This window comes from Candidatus Pelagibacter sp. uisw_091, from assembly GCF_059512525.1.
The window spans coordinates 350,957-366,936 of the sequence record NZ_CM183455.1 but is presented as its reverse complement, the minus strand read 5'-3'; the positions used below and the strand labels follow the sequence as shown (position 1 = coordinate 366,936).

Genomic DNA, 15,980 nt, shown 5'->3' with positions numbered 1-15,980 from the left:
CTAAACTATTTTAAAATCACTTTGGCTTATAGCGGCAAAGCCACCATCGATATGTGAAACTTTTTCAAATCCCATTTCTTTTAAAGATTTGGCAGCTAGTGCTGATCTTAAGCCACCAGCACAAAATAAAACCATTTCTTTATTCATGTCAATTTTACCACTTTTGAAATAAGGACCTTCAGGATCCAGCCAAAACTCTAACATTCCACGAGGGATATGATTTGAGTTTTCAATTCTGCCTGTTTTATCTAGTTCAGCTTTTTCTCTAATATCAATTAACGTGCATTTGTCTTCATTAGATAGTTTTAATGCTTCATCAGCTGTAATAGTTTTTACTTCACTTAATGCTTCATAAACTAGAGTTTGTGATGATTTAATAGGCATAATATTGTAAAAATATAATCATAAACAATTATATGAAAAAAAGCATCATAAAAAAACTATTCATTAAACTTTCAAAAATTTTGGGTTATGAGATAATTGATCAGAGTGACTTCAGTTCGCCCACACTTCAAAAAGAATTAAATGAAGAGCTTTCAACAATAAATGAAAAGTCAATTGTTTTACCCTTAGGTGAAGTAAAGATTACTAAAAAAGTTAATTCTGTACTGATTATATTTAGAACTAATACTGATGTTGAGATATGGGATCAAAATAAAAAAAGATTGTTTGAAGAACCAAAAATTGAATATTCATTAAGAGCTTTAAAATCACTGATTAGATCAATTAATTTTTCTAAAATTAAGTACTCAAACATTAAATTTAAGACCATAATTGTAGATGATAAGTCTAAAGATGAAAATTTAAATAAGTTAAAAAAGCTTATAGATGGAAGTGGTTTAGATATGAGTATTACTCATTTAAACCATGATAAATATAAAGATACAATCAAACAACAAAAAAATGATCAAACTTTTTCAAATTTAGCAAGTTTACTTCAATCTTTTGAGTTGGGAAAAGAACATGGTGAGGATTTAGTTTTCTTTGTTGAGGATGATTATTTGCATTTTGAACCAATGATGGAAGAAATGATTGCATCATATGAGAGAATAGCTTCACAGATTAATAAGGATATCTTTATGTGTCCTGCTGATTATCCATATCTTTATATGAATAATGAAAAAACAAATATTCTAATTGGAAACAAAAGACATTGGAGAACTATTGATAAAACTTTATGTACATTTATGACAACTAAGTTTTTATTAGAAAAGTATTGGGATAACTTTTATAATAATTGCCTAGATAGACACGATCCTTTTGAAAAACACCTAAATAAAATTTATACAAAAGAATTTTGTATCTCTCCTTTAAAAAGTCTTTCTTTACATCTAACAAATGTAAATTCTAGCTATGGGTTGTCACCTTTTATTAATTACAAAAAACTTTGGGATGAAAATCAATAAACTTTTAGAGATCGTGGTTCTATTTTTTTAATATTAACATCTTATAGTGACGATCGAAATCGTTGTTATAAAGATAATTATAAATATTTTGTTGAGAAAAAAAAGTGGGATCCTGAAAGAGCAGCAATAACAGCAAGTGAAATATACCATCAGTAAAAATTAATGAAGGTAATAAGATAATTTAAGGAATTAATGGATCAGATACTACCTGTTATATATATGATAGGAGTTTTGTTGTTGGTGCTTCCTGCTTTTTTAAGTTCTAACTCTAAATTAAAACAATTATTAACTAATCTTACTATTTGGATAATCTTAGTTTTTATAATTTTAACGTTTATTTATATATTTAAGTAATAATTAAAAAGGCCCCAGTTAAGGGGCCTGTTTATTAACTTTAAGAGAGAGTTAAATTATTTTGTTAGTCTCTGATTGCGTAAGCAATTACTCCTGTTTCAGTAACATCTGTACCTTTGGCTTGAGCTTCTTTGCTCAATCTAATTCCAAAGAGACTATTCATAATCGACCAGATTATGTATGACACTACAAAAACAAAAATGTTAATTGATAACACTCCTATTAACTGTGCACTGAATGTTGCGTCTGCATTTGTAATTGGTACTACTAAAGTTCCAAATATACCTGCAAACATGTGGGCTGGGATTGCACCTACTACATCATCAAGTTTGAATGAAAATAGTAGCTTAGTTCCAAATACAACTATTACACCACCCATTGCACCAATTAATATTGCTGCTAAAGGTGTTGGAGCTAATGGTTCAGCTGTTATTGCAACTAATCCACCAATTGCACCATTTAACATTTGAACTACATCAGTTTTACCAAACAATAGTCTTGTAATCACAGCTGCTGCTAATACTCCACCACACGCTGCAAGATTTGTGTTAATAAAGATTGTTGAAATAGCAACTGCATCAGCAAATGAACCTAATGCTAATTGAGATCCACCATTAAATCCAAACCAACCTAACCACAATACAAACACACCAATTGTAACTAATGGAATTGATGATGCTGCAAATGGTTGAATAGCTTTTGGATTGCCTTTGCTATCAAATCTGCCAAATCTTGGACCAAGTATTATAATACCAGCAAGTGCAGCTGCACCACCAGTTGAATGAACAAGAGTTGATCCTGCAAAATCAGAAAATCCAATAACTGCTAACCAGCCTCCACCCCACTGCCATCCCATTACTATAGGATAGATAACGCCTGATAAAATTGCTGCAAATAAAAAGAATGGCCATAACTTAATTCTTTCAGCCATTGCTCCTGAGCAAATTGAAACTGTTGTTGCGCAAAATACCATTTGGAAAAACCAGTCTGATCCAGCAGAATACCCAGTTTCTAATGAACTTGTATCTGACCAAGGTATAAAGTTACCTATATACCCACCTTCCGGTATACCGTATGCTAAATTGTAACCAACCAACCAAAACATAATTCCTGAAATTGCATACAAACCAATATTTTTTGCACAAATTACAGAAACACTTTTAGAAGTAACCATTCCAGACTCTAGCATTGCAAATCCCGCGGCCATGAACATTACTAAAAAGCCACAAATCAAAAATAGAAGTGTATTAAATACAAATCCTACTTCTGCAGAAACTGTTGTTTCTGCTATTCCAGCACTACTCATGTTTAATAAAAGTAATAAACTAATAAGTGGCACTGATATTTTTTTTATTATTTTTGTCATTAAGACCTCCCTGTTTGTGAAGTAACTTATATTCAGGACTTAATTAAAAACTAATGCTGATGTGGAAAAAGGGCTATGCAATATTTGCATGTACTAACAGCCTTGTTACATTTCTGCAAAAGGCTGTTATTTAAATTCGAGACTTGTTTATTTGTTAAACATTTCTTTAAGTGACTTAGCTGGTAAGAACTTAACTTTTTGAGAAGCACCAATTTGAATTTGTTCTCCAGTTCTTGGGTTTCTTCCAACTCTAGCTTTTCTTTTTGCTACTTTATAAGTTCCAAATCCAGCAATTTTCACTGTATCGTCACCTTTTAAAGCATCTAGAATAGTGTTTGTAATTGTATCAAAAGTACGCTCAGCATCAGCTTTACTTAGGTTTAGAGAACCTGAAAGTTGTGCTATTAATTGTTTTTTATTCATTTATTTAGCTCCGGTTTTATTGGTTATTTTCACATAATTTACATTAAAGCCCATAAATCAAGCTTTTTATTAGTGCCTCTTAAAATTAAAAACCCAATATGTTGTTATTTATTAAATAAGTGTTGATTTTAAAAGGTTATTTAAGAAATATAATTACTAAAAAACTTAAACAAACCAACGTCTTTTAGGTCATTAAACGTTGTAAAAAACATCAATGATAGCAATAAAAACAATCCGATTCGAAAAAAACCTTCTTGTGTTTTTTGTGATAAAGGCCGTCCTAATAGTTTTTCAATACCATAAAACATTAAGTGTCCTCCATCTAACATTGGAATTGGAAACAGATTTATTAACCCTAAGCTAATAGAAATGTAAGCCATAAGGCTTATAAATGGTAAAATTCCAAATTCTGCAACCTGTCCACTAATTTTTGCTATTCGAATTGGACCACCTAACTGGGAAGTATCGCCATTTCCAACAATCATACTGCCAATATACTTAAGACTAGAAGCGCTCACATAATAAACTTCATTAACCGCATAAAACAGAGCTTTAGCTGGACCAAGTTTAACGTGATTTACTTCATTATTATAAGCGCCAAGCTTAATTCCAACCATTCGTTTACTAATTTTATTTCCAAGATTATCCTCTCCTTCAACAGTATTTGGTTTTACTCTAAAAGTTAAGTCCTGATCATATCTATTTACTGTAAAGTTAATAAATTCATCTGAAGACATCATAATGAATTTGGATACCTCCATGATGCTTTTAACCTCATTACCATCAATTGAGACAACAATATCATTGTCTTTAAGACCAGCTATCATTGCAGGGCTATCTTTTTGAACTTCATTAATTACAGCTGGAGTAAAGTCTTTTCCAGCAAAGGTATAAACTGAAAAAAATATTAGAATTGCTAATAAAAAGTTAGCTAAAGGGCCACCAAATACAATTAAAGCTCTTTGATATAAGGGCTTTAAAACAAATAATTTATCTTGATCTTCTTTACTATATTCCTTTATTATTTTTTCATTGTCAGCTTGACTATAAACATTTCTATCACCAAAAAATTTAACATACCCACCAAGTGGTATGACACAAACCTTCCATCTAGTGCCTGAATTATCGTTCCAACCAAACATTTCTTTACCAAAACCTATTGAAAAATCAGTAATCCCTACACCAAATCGTTTAGCAAAATAATAATGACCATATTCATGGATAAACACAACAACAACAATTAAAGCTATAAAAGGTAAGATATAAGATAACATCATATTATTTTATCTGAATTTAAGGATATACTCAATAACAGAATAACAAGAAAGTTAGTAACACTGATAGAGAATTTTGATTAGATTTAATAACTGATTATAACTTAACAACCTTAGTTTGTTCAACTCTGTCTTCAAAAAAATCTATGATGTTTTGTGCTGTTTCAACAGCCATACTTTCCAACCCTTCTTTAGTAAAAGTTGCAGCATGTGGGCTTAACACTACTTTTTTATTTGTTATTAATGGGTTTGTTAGTATTGGTGGTTCTTTTTCAAAAACATCTATTCCAGCAAATGCTATAATATTATTATTAAGAGCATTGTTTAAGTCTTCTTCATTAACAATTCCACCTCTTGCTGCATTAATTATTATTGAACTCTTTTTCATAAGTTTCATTTCTTTTAGAGTTATAAAATTTTTAGTTTCATTATTTAAGGGTAAGCTTAATGATAAAATATCAGCTTCTTTTAAGCCCTCTTCAAGATTTTCAACTTTTACTCCACCAAAAGATTCTACAATCTTATTATCAACATAAGGATCAAAAACTATAACTTTCATATCAAAGCCAAGGCATTTTTTAATCAATTTTTTTCCAATTCTTCCAAAACCAGCAATAAGAACTGTTTTATTAAATAGCTCGAAGTTCTTTTCAATATTTAAATGTATTGCTTTAACAAAATCTCCATATCTAACCAAAGTATCAAACATGCCAACACCTTTATAAATATTCATAATCATGAACATTATATGTTCAGCTGGTGAAGTAGATGTTGATTTGTGCGCTACAAGTAAAGTAATTTTTTTTTCTTTCAGACATATAGTGTCAACACTATCGTAACCAACGCCGTGTCTTGCTATAACTTTCAGCTTTTCACATTTGTTTAAAATTTCTCTGTCAATTTTACCCCTTCTAAGGGTAATCCCATCAAACTCGGGTAACTTTAATAAAAGATTTTCTCTAGATAGGTCAGTTACTATTTCGCAGTCAAAATCTTTATAATTTTTTAAAAGTTCAATGCCTTTATCCTTCATAGTATCAATGATGCCAATTTTATACATTTTTTTTCCTTTTATTTTAAGCTCTAAACCAGAGACCTTCTGGAAGTGGTACTAATAGTAAATTTTTAAACCCAAAGTATAAAAGGAGAATGAATATACTACCTAATAACATATAAAATATTATCTTCTTTAAAGGGATACTTTGACCTGCATTAATTAAAATAAGCAAATTAAATGAAATTAAACTCGTTAAAATAAATCCAGCTCTTTCTAAAAAATATATCCATGCAAAAAATGTTACAATTAATAAAGGAATCTTAATAAATGAAACTTTTTCATTAATGACTTTAATTTCTAATTTAAGAGAACGAAATATTAAAATTACAGATAAGATTATTAATGCTGTTGTTATTGCATATGGAAAAACTGAACCAAAAGGGCTTAGGGTACTTGCTTCATAAAAAAGAAGTAGAGATAATAAAATAAGACAAATACCAGAGATAAATGATGTTTTATCTTTAATAAATTTAAGCATTTTTTCTCCTATTATAAATTCGTTTTAAAGTGGGAAGAAATAAGCCCATTATAATAAAGAACACCAATGCAATCGAGATAGGTCTAGCAAAATAATTTGCAAAAATATTTTCTTGAGCACTGCCTATTATATAAGCTTGAACAAATCCTTGTTCAGCAATTTGTCCCAACACTAATCCTAAGACAATTGGTGAAGCTTTAAATCCTGCTCTATTTAATATCCAACCAATTAAACCAAAAAAGAACATGAAATAGACGTTTAGAATATTGTTTTGAATAGAATAACTACCAATAATTGTTAGAAATATTATGATTGGTATTAATATTTCTCTTGGTATTTTGATTATAGATTTGTATGCATATCTTCCCATTAATAATCCTAATGGTAGCATCATAATGGTTGCTAAAAGTAAACCGAATATAAAAGTGTACACAATTGATGATTGCTGAGTAAACAAAGTGTCCCCTGTTCTTATTCCTTGAACTAATAATGCTCCTAAAATTACAGCATCAGGTGGGGTGCCTGGTATACCAAGACACAGTGTCGGAATAAAGCCACCGCCAACTGTTGCATTATTTGCTGTCTCTGATGCAATTAAACCTTCTGGTTCACCTTTACCAAAATTATCTTTATTTTTTGAACTTCTTTTTGCTTCGCCATACGAAACTATGCTTGCAATACTTCCTCCAGCACCTGGAAGGATACCAATAAAAGTTCCAATTATTGCTCCTCTTAATGCTTCAAATTTTTTATGATACATTATTAAAAAAGATTCTTTTAATCTTAAACTTTTGGGTGTTGTATTTTCACTTAAGTGTTTTCCCTTCATGCTAGTTAGATCTAAAATAACTGGAATACAAAAAAGTCCAATCATTGCACTAACAATTTCTATTCCACTATTTAAAAAACTGATATTCCAGGTCATTCTCATATCACCACCAATAACTGCGACACCAATCATAGACATTAATAAACCAAGACAAGCACCAATTAATGATTTAATATTATCTCCTTCTGCTAACGTTGAAATTAATGTTAAACCTAAAATAGCTAACCAAAAATATTCTGTAGGACCAAATTTAAGAGAAATACTTGCTAATGGAGGTGCAAATAAAGCTAAACATATAACTCCCACTATTCCTCCTACAAATGATGACATACAACTTATAGACATAGCTAAATCACCATTACCAATTTTAGCCATAGGATATCCATCAAACGTAGTTGCAACAGCTGAAGGTGTTCCTGGTGTATTAATTAAGATTGCAGACCATGAACCTCCAAAAATGGCGCCAGTATAAATCGCTCCTAGAACGATTAGTCCAGAAGAAGGTTCGAGTGCAAATGTAAAGGGTACTAAAATAGCAACTGCCATGGTTGCTGAAAGTCCTGGCAAAGCACCTATAATGATGCCCGCCAAAACTCCCGAAAAAGCCAAGCCTAAATTAAGTAGGCTTAATGATGACAAAAAATCTGTAAAAATATTTGTCATCTAAAACTTGTTTACTTAATTAAACCAAGTTCTTTAGCAATAGCTTTGTTGGCTTTCATTTGTTTTTTCATAAACTTTTTCATTTCTTTATGACCAATGTTAACAACTACAAAAGCATTGTCTTCCATTTGTTTGATGAAAGCTGGATCAGCATTAATTTTCATAATACGATCAGACCATTCTTTAACCGTAGCTTTAGAAGCAGACTTAGGAAGTGCGTAACCTCTATATGCTCCAGAAACAATGTTATATCCTAACTCTTTAAAAGTAGGAACATCTGGGAAAGCTGGCAGTCTTTCTTCTGATGCTACAGCAAGCATTCTAACTTTAGAACCCTGTTTAGCAGCAACAGTTGAATAGCCAGCTTCAGCTACAACTACCTTACCTAATAATGCTTGAACAGCAGCACCTGTACCTTTGAAAGGAACATAAGTAGTTTTAACTTTTGCTTTTTTATTTAAAGAAATAGTTAAAAGATGGTTTGCTGAATATGTTCCAGATCCACTAAAAGTAAGTTGTCCTGGATTTTTTTTTGCAAAGCTCATTAACTCTTCTAATGTTTTGTAAGGACTTGATGCTTCTACTAAAATTGCATCAGGCGTATAGTGAAAAAATGAAAAAACATTTACATCTTCTGTTTTGTAACCAGCTTTTTCACCTTTAGCGATAGGTTGCATAATGATGTGTGGAAGGTTAACACCCATTATCACACTACCATCACTTTTTTCTGAATTTAAAGAAGACCAGCCTACTGATCCTCCACCACCTGGTTTGTATTGAACAACAATATCTTCCTTGTAAATGTCTTTATAATAAGGTTGTTGCATTCTAGCCGTAACATCAGATTCTCCACCTGGGCCGAATGGTATTATGTTTGTAACTCCTGCGTTAACACCACTTATACTAATAATTGTAAGTGATAATGCTGCAAGAAATTTACTAATATAAGATTTTAATTTCATTAGATATTTCCTCTTGTTAGTTAATTTATATATAAAAAGTATTTACTTTTAATGTTCGTGTCAATGAGCATGTAAGCTTAAATTTATGTTATATTTTAAGTTCTATCCTTGATGTTTATAAATATTGAAAGTAAAAAATCAAAATTACTCTATTATTAAATAAAAATGAAAATTATTGATATTCAAGAAAAAACTTTTTCAATTAATTCAGACATTAAAAATGCCTATATCAGTTTTGCAAAAATGGACTGTAGTGTTGTTGCAATAAAAACTGATGTCAAAATAAATGGTGAAAATGTGGTTGGGTATGGATTTCATTCAAATGGAAGATATGCAGTCAGTGAACTCCTAACAAAAAGATTTATACCTAGATTAAATGAAGCTAATGAAAAAGACTTATTAAACGACGAAGGTAATAATTTTAGTCCAGAAAAAATTTCAAAAGTTTTAATGCAAAATGAAAAACCAGGTGGTCATGGAGAAAGAAGTACGGCTGTAGGAACTTTAGATATGGCAATATGGGATATAGTTTCAAAAATAGAACAAGTTCCACTGTATGAATACTTGGCTAAAAAATACGGCAATGGAGAATTCACTAACAAAATTTTTGTATATGCTGCTGGTGGCTATTACTACCCAGGCAAAGATATTCCATTACTTCTTGATGAAATGAAAGGTTATTTAGATTTGGGATTTACAACAGTCAAAATGAAAATAGGAGGCGCACCTTTAAAGGATGATTTAAAAAGAATTGAAAGCGTTTTAAAGTTAGTCGGAGATGGTCAAAATTTATGTGTTGATGCAAATGGTAGATTTGATCTAAAAACAGCAATTAAATATGGAGTAGCAATAGAACCTTATAATCTTAAGTGGTATGAAGAAGCAGGAGACCCTCTGGATTATAAATTGAATTCTGAATTATCAAAAACTTATAAAAATGGATTAGCTACCGGTGAAAATTTATTTTCAATGCAAGATTCTAGAAATTTAATTCGTTATGGTGGAATGCGAAAAGATATTGACTGGTTACAATTTGATTGCTCTTTAAGTTATGGATTAGTTGAATATTTAAAAACTTTAAAAATGATGAAAGAAAATAATTGGAACTCCACAAGAGTGATACCTCATGGTGGACATCAAATTTCTTGTAATATTGCAGCAGGGTTAAATTTAGGTGGAAATGAAATTTACCCTAGTTTATTTCAGCCTTTTGGAGGATTTCCAGATTCTTCTTTAGTTGAAAATAGTTACGTAACCTTTCCAAAATTTATAGGCATGGGTTATGAGCATAAAAAAAAATTAAATGATTTATTTAAAAGGCTTTTTAGTTAATCTTAACTCTTAATATTATATCCTTTTTTAAGAAGAACTGAGACAGCAGTTATACAAATAATTAAAAATATAACCATTGAGCTTATACTTATCCAAATATCAAAATCAGAGACACCGTAGAAAGAAAATCTTAAGCCATCAATTAGATAAACTACAGGATTAAAATAAGAAATTGTTTGCCAAATTGGTGGCAACATATCAAGAGAATATAAGCTGCCTCCTAAAAATACCATAGGCGTTATCACTAATGATGGAATGATAGACATTTGTTCAAAGTTTTTACTAACAACACCAATTAAAAAGCCAAATAAAGCAAAAGTGAACGAAACTAAAACTAATAAAAATATCATTAACAATGGATATTTAACTGTCACATCTGCAAAAAAAGAAGCAGTTGCATAAATTACAGCACCAACAATTAATGTTTTAGTGGCTCCTGCTCCAACAAAAGCTAGAACCGTTTCAAGCGTTGATATAGGTGCTGCTAAAATCTCGTTAATAGTTCCATTAAATTTTGGAAAAAATATTCCAAACGAAGTGTTACTTATTGATTGAGTTAATAGAGTTAGCATTAAGAGACCGGGTACAATGAATGATCCATAACTAACACCATCAATTTTTTCAATATAATTTCCAATAACTGAACCGAACACTACAAAATATAACGAGGTGGATATTACTGGAGAAAGAATAGACTGACCTACAGTTCTTATAAATCTATTCATCTCATGAACATAAATAGCTCTAAATCCGTAATAATTAAATTTCATTATTTTCCTTTACTAAATCAACAAATATCTTCTCCAAAGTACTTTGTTCTGTTTTTAAATCTTTTAACTTTAAGCCAGTATCTTTTAAATCTTGTAATAAATCTGTAATACCAGTTTTTTCAGCTTGAACATTATAAGTATAAATTAAAGACATGTGATCTTCACCTATTTCAAGACTATATTTAAGTAAATCATCAGGAATTTCTTTAATTTTTTTTTGTAATTCAATAGTTAGTTTTTTATGACCCATTTTTTTAATTAATTCTTTTTTATCTTCAACAATAATAATTTCTCCTTGATTAATTACAGCTACACGGTCAGCAATAGCTTCTGCCTCTTCAATATAGTGGGTAGTTAAGATAATTGTGACCCCTGTTTTTCTTAACTCTTCAACAACCATCCACATGTCTCTTCTAAGTTCAACATCTACACCAGCTGTTGGTTCGTCAAGAAATAGTATTTTAGGCTCATGAGACAAAGCTTTTGCAATTAAAACTCTTCTCTTCATTCCACCTGACAATTGTCTCAGTCTTTGATCTTTTTTATCCCACAAACTTAAATCTTTTAAAATTTTTTCAATATGTTCTGGTTTAGGTAGCTTTCCATACAATCCTCTGGAATAAGACACAGTATCAAAAACAGTTTCAAAAGATTCTAAGTTTAGTTCTTGAGGAACAAGCCCTATTCTTGATCTCGTCTCTCTATAATCTTTTATAATATCAAAATTATCTATTTTAACAGTTCCTGAAGAAGGTTTAACAATTCCACAAATAATACTGATTAAACTTGTTTTTCCCGCACCATTAGGTCCAAGCATTGCAAGGATTTCACCCTGTTTTACTTTAAGACTAACATTATTAAGGGCTTTAAAACCATTATCATAAACTTTGGATAAGTTGTTAATGGATATTTGAATCTCAGACATTTATTAAGGTGTATATAGTTATTAATGAAATTAATTCAATAAACCTACTAATTTAATACATTATTTCATTACCTAGTGTTCATATCTTGGAGTTAAAATTTGACTTAATTTAATTATTTCTTAAATTAACTTTTATATTCTTTTTTTTAAGAATATCAGTTTCTGGGGTGCTGTAAAAAGCTGAGAATATACCCAAAGAACCTGTTGTATAATCACAACGAAGGGAAAAATGAACACAACATATCTAGATCAATCAACTACTATAATTACCTTACTTTTAACTTCATTAGCTTTTGCTACTATTGGAATAGTTTATTCAAAAGGTAAACTTTCGATTAACTCATATTTAAATGCAGATAGATCAATTGGTAAAAGATCTTTAACTGCATCATTAGTTGCATCATGTTTTGGTGTGTGGATTTTAATTGGTCCATCAGAGGCTGCTACTTGGGGTGGCTTAGGTGCTATAATTGGTTATGGCTTAGGTCAAGCTCTACCTTTCTTGGCTTTTATTACAATCGGTCAGAGAATGAGAAAAATTATGCCTAACGGTAATACTCTTACTCAATTTGTTTTAATTAGATTTGGTAAAGCTATGTTTCGTTTGGTTTTATTATTAACAATAATGTATATGTTTGTTTATTTTGCAGCTGAAGTTACAGCAATTGCAAAAGTTGTTAACTTAATGTCAGGGTTTCCTCTTTGGCAAACCTCTCTTGTAATAATTGTTGCCACTCTATCTTACACTCTTTATGGAGGACTTAGAGCTTCAATTTTTACAGATAAAATTCAATTTATTATAATTATGATTTTATTAATATTTGCTATCAACCATATCTATAATTCTGGAAATAATACTTTTACTATGGATTTAATTAATGAAAAAGCTGGTACATTAATGAGTGGTAAATATTTTTATGGCTATACTGCTGGCTTAACTTTTTTTATTGCTGTTTTTGCAACTAACTTATTTGATCAAGGCGTTTGGCAGAGAGTATTTGCAGCAAAAAGTTCAGATGATTTAAGAAAAGGATTTATGTCTGCCTTCTTAATTGTAATTCCATTTATGCTTGTTTTAGGTTTTTTTGGAATTCTTGCAGTATCAGTTGATAAAGCAGCAGACCCTAGTACTTTATTTTTTACACTTTTATTAGAGCCATTTACTGGAATTAATTCTTTGTTAACCATATCAATATTAATTTTAGTTTTAGCCTTAGTAATTAGCAGTATGGATACACTTATTAATGCACTTTCAAGCATTATTACTATTGAGGGAAATAAATTTATTAGTTTAAAAAATAAGAATAGTTATCTAATGCTATCTAAATATTTAATATGTGGTTTATCAGCAATTGTTTTTTTGATCGCATCTAAGGGTTACAGCGTCTTATTTATGTTTTTATTTGCAGATTTATTATGTTGTGCTGCTGTATTTCCTATTTTTTATGGGATGTTCAAAGGTGATGTTGATGAAAAACTTTCTTTAATCTCAGTTATAATTGGACTGATATCTGGATTACTTCTATTTCCTAACCAAACTTTTGATAAAAGTATTTTAATTGGTAAATTATTTCCAGCTGAAGTATTTCCTATTTGGATATCTACAACATTATTATTTTGGTCATTTATTTTAGCAACATTTACACCCATGATTACAGTGATGCTCTTTAAAAAGAATGATAACTTTAACTTTTCCAAAATTAAAACTTCAATTAAGGAATAGTGAATATTTACGATAATAAAAAAACCTTTTTTTATAAATTAAAAAATAGCTGTAAGAAGGAATGGTCTGAATACACTAATCATAAATTTTTATCTGATTTAGTAAGTAACAAACTGCCCGATGAAAATTTTAAAAATTATTTAGTTCAAGATTATGTTTTCTTACAGCAATTTCTTAGAATTTTAGCTCTTAGTGTTTATAAGTCTAATAGCTTTGAAGAAATTAATAGATCAGTGAATTTTATTAAGGGAATTGATCATGAAATCAAACTCCACATCAATTATTGCAAAAAATGGAAGATTCCCCTTAAATCTCTTAATAACATCGTGATCGAGAAAGCTAATAGTGCTTACACTGATCATGTACTCAGTGTGGGTAAAAATGGAGACAATCTTGATATTTTCTCATGCCTATCAGTATGCATCATTGGCTATGGTGAGATTGGGTTTAATCTTTCTAAAATTAAAAAATGGAAAAAAAGCAAATATAGTTCTTGGATTAAAATGTATTCATCAAACGAATACCAGCAGATAGCCAAAGACAATATTGATTATTTAGATGCTCTCTTGAAAAATAATAAGGGTAAAAAATTAAATATACTTAAAAAAAATTTTAAAAAATCAACTATTCTTGAGAGAAATTTTTGGGAATGTTTTGTTTAAATTTTTAGTTGCTTAGAATTTCTAAAGGCAATGGAGCTTCTGGGTATTTTTCTTTACATAACTTTTCATAATTTTTACAAAGAGTACTAACTGTATTGTGCGCTTCATCTTTTGATGTTAAAAATTTAATCAATGTATCTCTCTCAAATTCAATTTCTTTAATATCTACTTCACTTAAATATTCACCCGTCTCAACTTCCCAGTAAGTATCATTTAATTCTTCAATTTTTAAGGTATTAAGTTTTTTTTGTAACTCAACAATAATCTTATCATTAGTTTTGCTATCTTTCATTGGAGAATTTACTAATTTACCCAGACACTTATCCTTAAGATCATCTAAAAAAGTATTATAAGGTTTGCCTTCAGCTAAACCAGTAAAGTGATTACTTTCAAAATACTTGCTTATGGCTGCATTAGTAGTGATCTTATTTTTCCCTTTTGCAACAGCTACCTGAACATAAACTTCTTGGCTTATATATTCATTTAAATAATCTTTAATTTTATTAGATAGCATAAATTTTTTTCTCTAAATTCTGTTTGTATGCTTTAAATATAAGATAAATTAAATATAGTAAATTATATTATGATTTTTAAACAACTATTTGACAAAGCTACTAGCACGTACACATATCTTATTGCTTCAAAAAAAGGTCGAGAAGCCTTAATTATAGATCCAGTTTTAGAAAATGTTGAAAATTATATAAAATTACTTAACGAATTAAATTTAAAATTAGTAAAAGTCATTGATACTCATATCCATGCTGATCATATTACAGGAGCTAGTAAATTAAAAAATCAAACAAATTGTGTAACTATTATGGGTGATCATACCCCAGCTGATGCTGTAGAAATTAAAGTAAAAGATGAAGAAATTATAACGCTCGATCAATTGAGAATAAAAGCACTTCATACTCCAGGTCATACATCTGACAGTTTTAGTTTTTTAATGAATGATTGTTTATTCTCGGGAGACACTTTGCTTATCAATGGAACGGGTCGAACAGATTTTCAAAATGGTAGTGCTGAAGATGCTTATGACTCAATTTTTAATAAGTTGTTAAAATTACCTGAGGAAACCCTTGTTTATCCAGCTCATGATTATAATGGAAAGAAATTTAGCTCTATTGGTAATGAAAAAAAATTTAATCCTAGACTACAAGTCAATAACGAAAAAGAATATGTGAAGATAATGAATGGTCTAAATTTACCTAAACCAAAATTAATTGATCTAAATATTGCCAGTAATATTAAACTAGGGGCTATTTAGCTTTCATATTGTTAATACTAGTAAACTACCTAAATTATAATAATATAATTTTATGAAAACATTGTTAATTATAATATCATTCATTTTCATTAATCAAATTTCTTACGCTCATTTTCACTTTCCTATAACAAGAGACTCAACTTTAATGATTGCTAGAGGAAAAATTATCTACGAAAATAACTGTGTGAGTTGTCATCAAGTTAATTTGGTTGGTGCAGAAAATTGGAAAGACCTTGATGAAGATGGTCATAGAAAAGCACCACCTTTAAATGGTGCAGGTCATACCTGGCATCATGATGATGCTACTCTTCATAATATTATTAAATATGGTTTAGCAAAATTAGTTAAAAATTATGAAGGAAAAATGATTGGTTTTGGTGACAAAATAAATGATAAACAAATAGATTCTGTTCTATCATACATAAAAAGTCATTGGGATGATGAAATATATGAAAGACAAATTTCAATCAGTAAATAATAACTAAGGAT

17 protein-coding genes are annotated in these 15,980 nt (G+C 29.7%); 6 read left to right on the top strand and 11 right to left on the bottom strand.

Going from position 1 to position 15,980, the window contains the following annotated elements; translation table 11 throughout:
- On the bottom strand, positions 1-384 hold the full coding sequence (locus AC5YGA_RS01940) for a rhodanese-like domain-containing protein (RefSeq protein WP_415309045.1): 384 nt from the start codon (positions 382-384) through the stop codon (positions 1-3).
- Between the two features lie 32 nt (positions 385-416).
- Here AC5YGA_RS01940 and AC5YGA_RS01935 point away from each other — a divergent pair, with 32 nt between their 5' ends.
- Positions 417-1,406: a glycosyltransferase family 2 protein gene (locus AC5YGA_RS01935; RefSeq protein WP_415309043.1), complete on the top strand. Its 990-nt coding sequence runs from the start codon at positions 417-419 to the stop codon at positions 1,404-1,406.
- 418 nt (positions 1,407-1,824) lie between these two features.
- Here the strand turns inward: AC5YGA_RS01935 and AC5YGA_RS01930 are convergent, their stop codons facing one another.
- The 7 genes from AC5YGA_RS01930 to AC5YGA_RS01900 all read right to left on the bottom strand — a co-directional run bounded on the left by AC5YGA_RS01930 (position 1,825) and on the right by AC5YGA_RS01900 (position 8,812).
- Positions 1,825-3,126, bottom strand: coding sequence for an ammonium transporter family protein (locus AC5YGA_RS01930; RefSeq protein WP_415309041.1), 1,302 nt, complete (start codon positions 3,124-3,126; stop codon positions 1,825-1,827).
- A gap of 147 nt (positions 3,127-3,273) precedes the next feature.
- On the bottom strand, positions 3,274-3,549 hold the full coding sequence (locus tag AC5YGA_RS01925) for an HU family DNA-binding protein (RefSeq protein WP_169036682.1): 276 nt from the start codon (positions 3,547-3,549) through the stop codon (positions 3,274-3,276).
- 140 nt (positions 3,550-3,689) lie between these two features.
- Positions 3,690-4,823 (bottom strand): RIP metalloprotease RseP, encoded by a 1,134-nt coding sequence (rseP, locus tag AC5YGA_RS01920; RefSeq protein WP_415309039.1) that lies wholly within the window; start codon positions 4,821-4,823, stop codon positions 3,690-3,692.
- A gap of 97 nt (positions 4,824-4,920) precedes the next feature.
- Positions 4,921-5,883: an NAD(P)-dependent oxidoreductase gene (locus AC5YGA_RS01915; protein ID WP_415309037.1), complete on the bottom strand. Its 963-nt coding sequence runs from the start codon at positions 5,881-5,883 to the stop codon at positions 4,921-4,923.
- A gap of 16 nt (positions 5,884-5,899) precedes the next feature.
- A complete protein-coding gene (locus tag AC5YGA_RS01910) occupies positions 5,900-6,358 on the bottom strand; it encodes a tripartite tricarboxylate transporter TctB family protein (protein ID WP_415309035.1) in 459 nt (152 codons plus the stop codon).
- Positions 6,351-7,850 carry a tripartite tricarboxylate transporter permease gene (locus AC5YGA_RS01905; protein WP_415309033.1) on the bottom strand — a complete coding sequence of 500 codons (1,500 nt, stop codon included), beginning with the start codon at positions 7,848-7,850 and terminating at the stop codon, positions 6,351-6,353. Before AC5YGA_RS01905 ends, AC5YGA_RS01910 begins: the two co-directional genes overlap by 8 nt.
- A gap of 11 nt (positions 7,851-7,861) precedes the next feature.
- Positions 7,862-8,812 (bottom strand): tripartite tricarboxylate transporter substrate binding protein, encoded by a 951-nt coding sequence (locus tag AC5YGA_RS01900; protein ID WP_415309031.1) that lies wholly within the window; start codon positions 8,810-8,812, stop codon positions 7,862-7,864.
- Between the two features lie 165 nt (positions 8,813-8,977).
- Here AC5YGA_RS01900 and AC5YGA_RS01895 point away from each other — a divergent pair, with 165 nt between their 5' ends.
- Entirely contained in the window at positions 8,978-10,144 is a 1,167-nt protein-coding gene (locus AC5YGA_RS01895) for a mandelate racemase/muconate lactonizing enzyme family protein (RefSeq protein ID WP_415309029.1), read from the top strand.
- 2 nt (positions 10,145-10,146) lie between these two features.
- Here AC5YGA_RS01895 and AC5YGA_RS01890 read toward each other — a convergent pair whose 3' ends face one another.
- Positions 10,147-10,914 carry an ABC transporter permease gene (locus tag AC5YGA_RS01890; RefSeq protein WP_415309027.1) on the bottom strand — a complete coding sequence of 256 codons (768 nt, stop codon included), beginning with the start codon at positions 10,912-10,914 and terminating at the stop codon, positions 10,147-10,149.
- Entirely contained in the window at positions 10,904-11,839 is a 936-nt protein-coding gene (locus tag AC5YGA_RS01885; protein WP_415309025.1) for an ABC transporter ATP-binding protein, read from the bottom strand. The genes AC5YGA_RS01890 and AC5YGA_RS01885 overlap by 11 nt, the downstream gene beginning before the upstream one ends.
- 229 nt (positions 11,840-12,068) lie before the next feature.
- Here AC5YGA_RS01885 and AC5YGA_RS01880 point away from each other — a divergent pair, with 229 nt between their 5' ends.
- Together AC5YGA_RS01880 and AC5YGA_RS01875 are read left to right on the top strand one after the other, a co-directional pair.
- Positions 12,069-13,562: a sodium:solute symporter family transporter gene (locus tag AC5YGA_RS01880; protein ID WP_415309023.1), complete on the top strand. Its 1,494-nt coding sequence runs from the start codon at positions 12,069-12,071 to the stop codon at positions 13,560-13,562.
- Entirely contained in the window at positions 13,562-14,224 is a 663-nt protein-coding gene (locus AC5YGA_RS01875) for a TenA family protein (RefSeq protein ID WP_415309021.1), read from the top strand. Before AC5YGA_RS01880 ends, AC5YGA_RS01875 begins: the two co-directional genes overlap by 1 nt.
- Before the next feature lie 4 nt (positions 14,225-14,228).
- Here AC5YGA_RS01875 and AC5YGA_RS01870 read toward each other — a convergent pair whose 3' ends face one another.
- On the bottom strand, positions 14,229-14,738 hold the full coding sequence (locus AC5YGA_RS01870; RefSeq protein WP_415309020.1) for a hypothetical protein: 510 nt from the start codon (positions 14,736-14,738) through the stop codon (positions 14,229-14,231).
- Positions 14,739-14,807: 69 nt separating this feature from the next.
- Between AC5YGA_RS01870 and AC5YGA_RS01865 the strand changes: the two genes are divergently transcribed.
- Both AC5YGA_RS01865 and AC5YGA_RS01860 read left to right on the top strand, forming a co-directional pair.
- Positions 14,808-15,491, top strand: coding sequence for an MBL fold metallo-hydrolase (locus AC5YGA_RS01865; RefSeq protein ID WP_415309018.1), 684 nt, complete (start codon positions 14,808-14,810; stop codon positions 15,489-15,491).
- Between the two features lie 52 nt (positions 15,492-15,543).
- Positions 15,544-15,969, top strand: a complete 426-nt coding sequence (locus AC5YGA_RS01860) for a c-type cytochrome (protein WP_415309016.1) — start codon at positions 15,544-15,546, stop codon at positions 15,967-15,969.
- Positions 15,970-15,980 lie beyond the last annotated feature (11 nt).

Coding starts and splice junctions, on each gene's coding strand:
- AC5YGA_RS01940 (WP_415309045.1), bottom strand. CDS start 384: ATGCCTATTAAATCATCACAAACTCTAGTTTATGAAGCATTAAGTGAA.
- AC5YGA_RS01935 (WP_415309043.1), top strand. CDS start 417: ATGAAAAAAAGCATCATAAAAAAACTATTCATTAAACTTTCAAAAATT.
- AC5YGA_RS01930 (WP_415309041.1), bottom strand. CDS start 3,126: ATGACAAAAATAATAAAAAAAATATCAGTGCCACTTATTAGTTTATTA.
- AC5YGA_RS01925 (WP_169036682.1), bottom strand. CDS start 3,549: ATGAATAAAAAACAATTAATAGCACAACTTTCAGGTTCTCTAAACCTA.
- rseP (WP_415309039.1), bottom strand. CDS start 4,823: ATGTTATCTTATATCTTACCTTTTATAGCTTTAATTGTTGTTGTTGTG.
- AC5YGA_RS01915 (WP_415309037.1), bottom strand. CDS start 5,883: ATGTATAAAATTGGCATCATTGATACTATGAAGGATAAAGGCATTGAA.
- AC5YGA_RS01910 (WP_415309035.1), bottom strand. CDS start 6,358: ATGCTTAAATTTATTAAAGATAAAACATCATTTATCTCTGGTATTTGT.
- AC5YGA_RS01905 (WP_415309033.1), bottom strand. CDS start 7,850: ATGACAAATATTTTTACAGATTTTTTGTCATCATTAAGCCTACTTAAT.
- AC5YGA_RS01900 (WP_415309031.1), bottom strand. CDS start 8,812: ATGAAATTAAAATCTTATATTAGTAAATTTCTTGCAGCATTATCACTT.
- AC5YGA_RS01895 (WP_415309029.1), top strand. CDS start 8,978: ATGAAAATTATTGATATTCAAGAAAAAACTTTTTCAATTAATTCAGAC.
- AC5YGA_RS01890 (WP_415309027.1), bottom strand. CDS start 10,914: ATGAAATTTAATTATTACGGATTTAGAGCTATTTATGTTCATGAGATG.
- AC5YGA_RS01885 (WP_415309025.1), bottom strand. CDS start 11,839: ATGTCTGAGATTCAAATATCCATTAACAACTTATCCAAAGTTTATGAT.
- AC5YGA_RS01880 (WP_415309023.1), top strand. CDS start 12,069: ATGAACACAACATATCTAGATCAATCAACTACTATAATTACCTTACTT.
- AC5YGA_RS01870 (WP_415309020.1), bottom strand. CDS start 14,738: ATGCTATCTAATAAAATTAAAGATTATTTAAATGAATATATAAGCCAA.
- AC5YGA_RS01865 (WP_415309018.1), top strand. CDS start 14,808: ATGATTTTTAAACAACTATTTGACAAAGCTACTAGCACGTACACATAT.
- AC5YGA_RS01860 (WP_415309016.1), top strand. CDS start 15,544: ATGAAAACATTGTTAATTATAATATCATTCATTTTCATTAATCAAATT.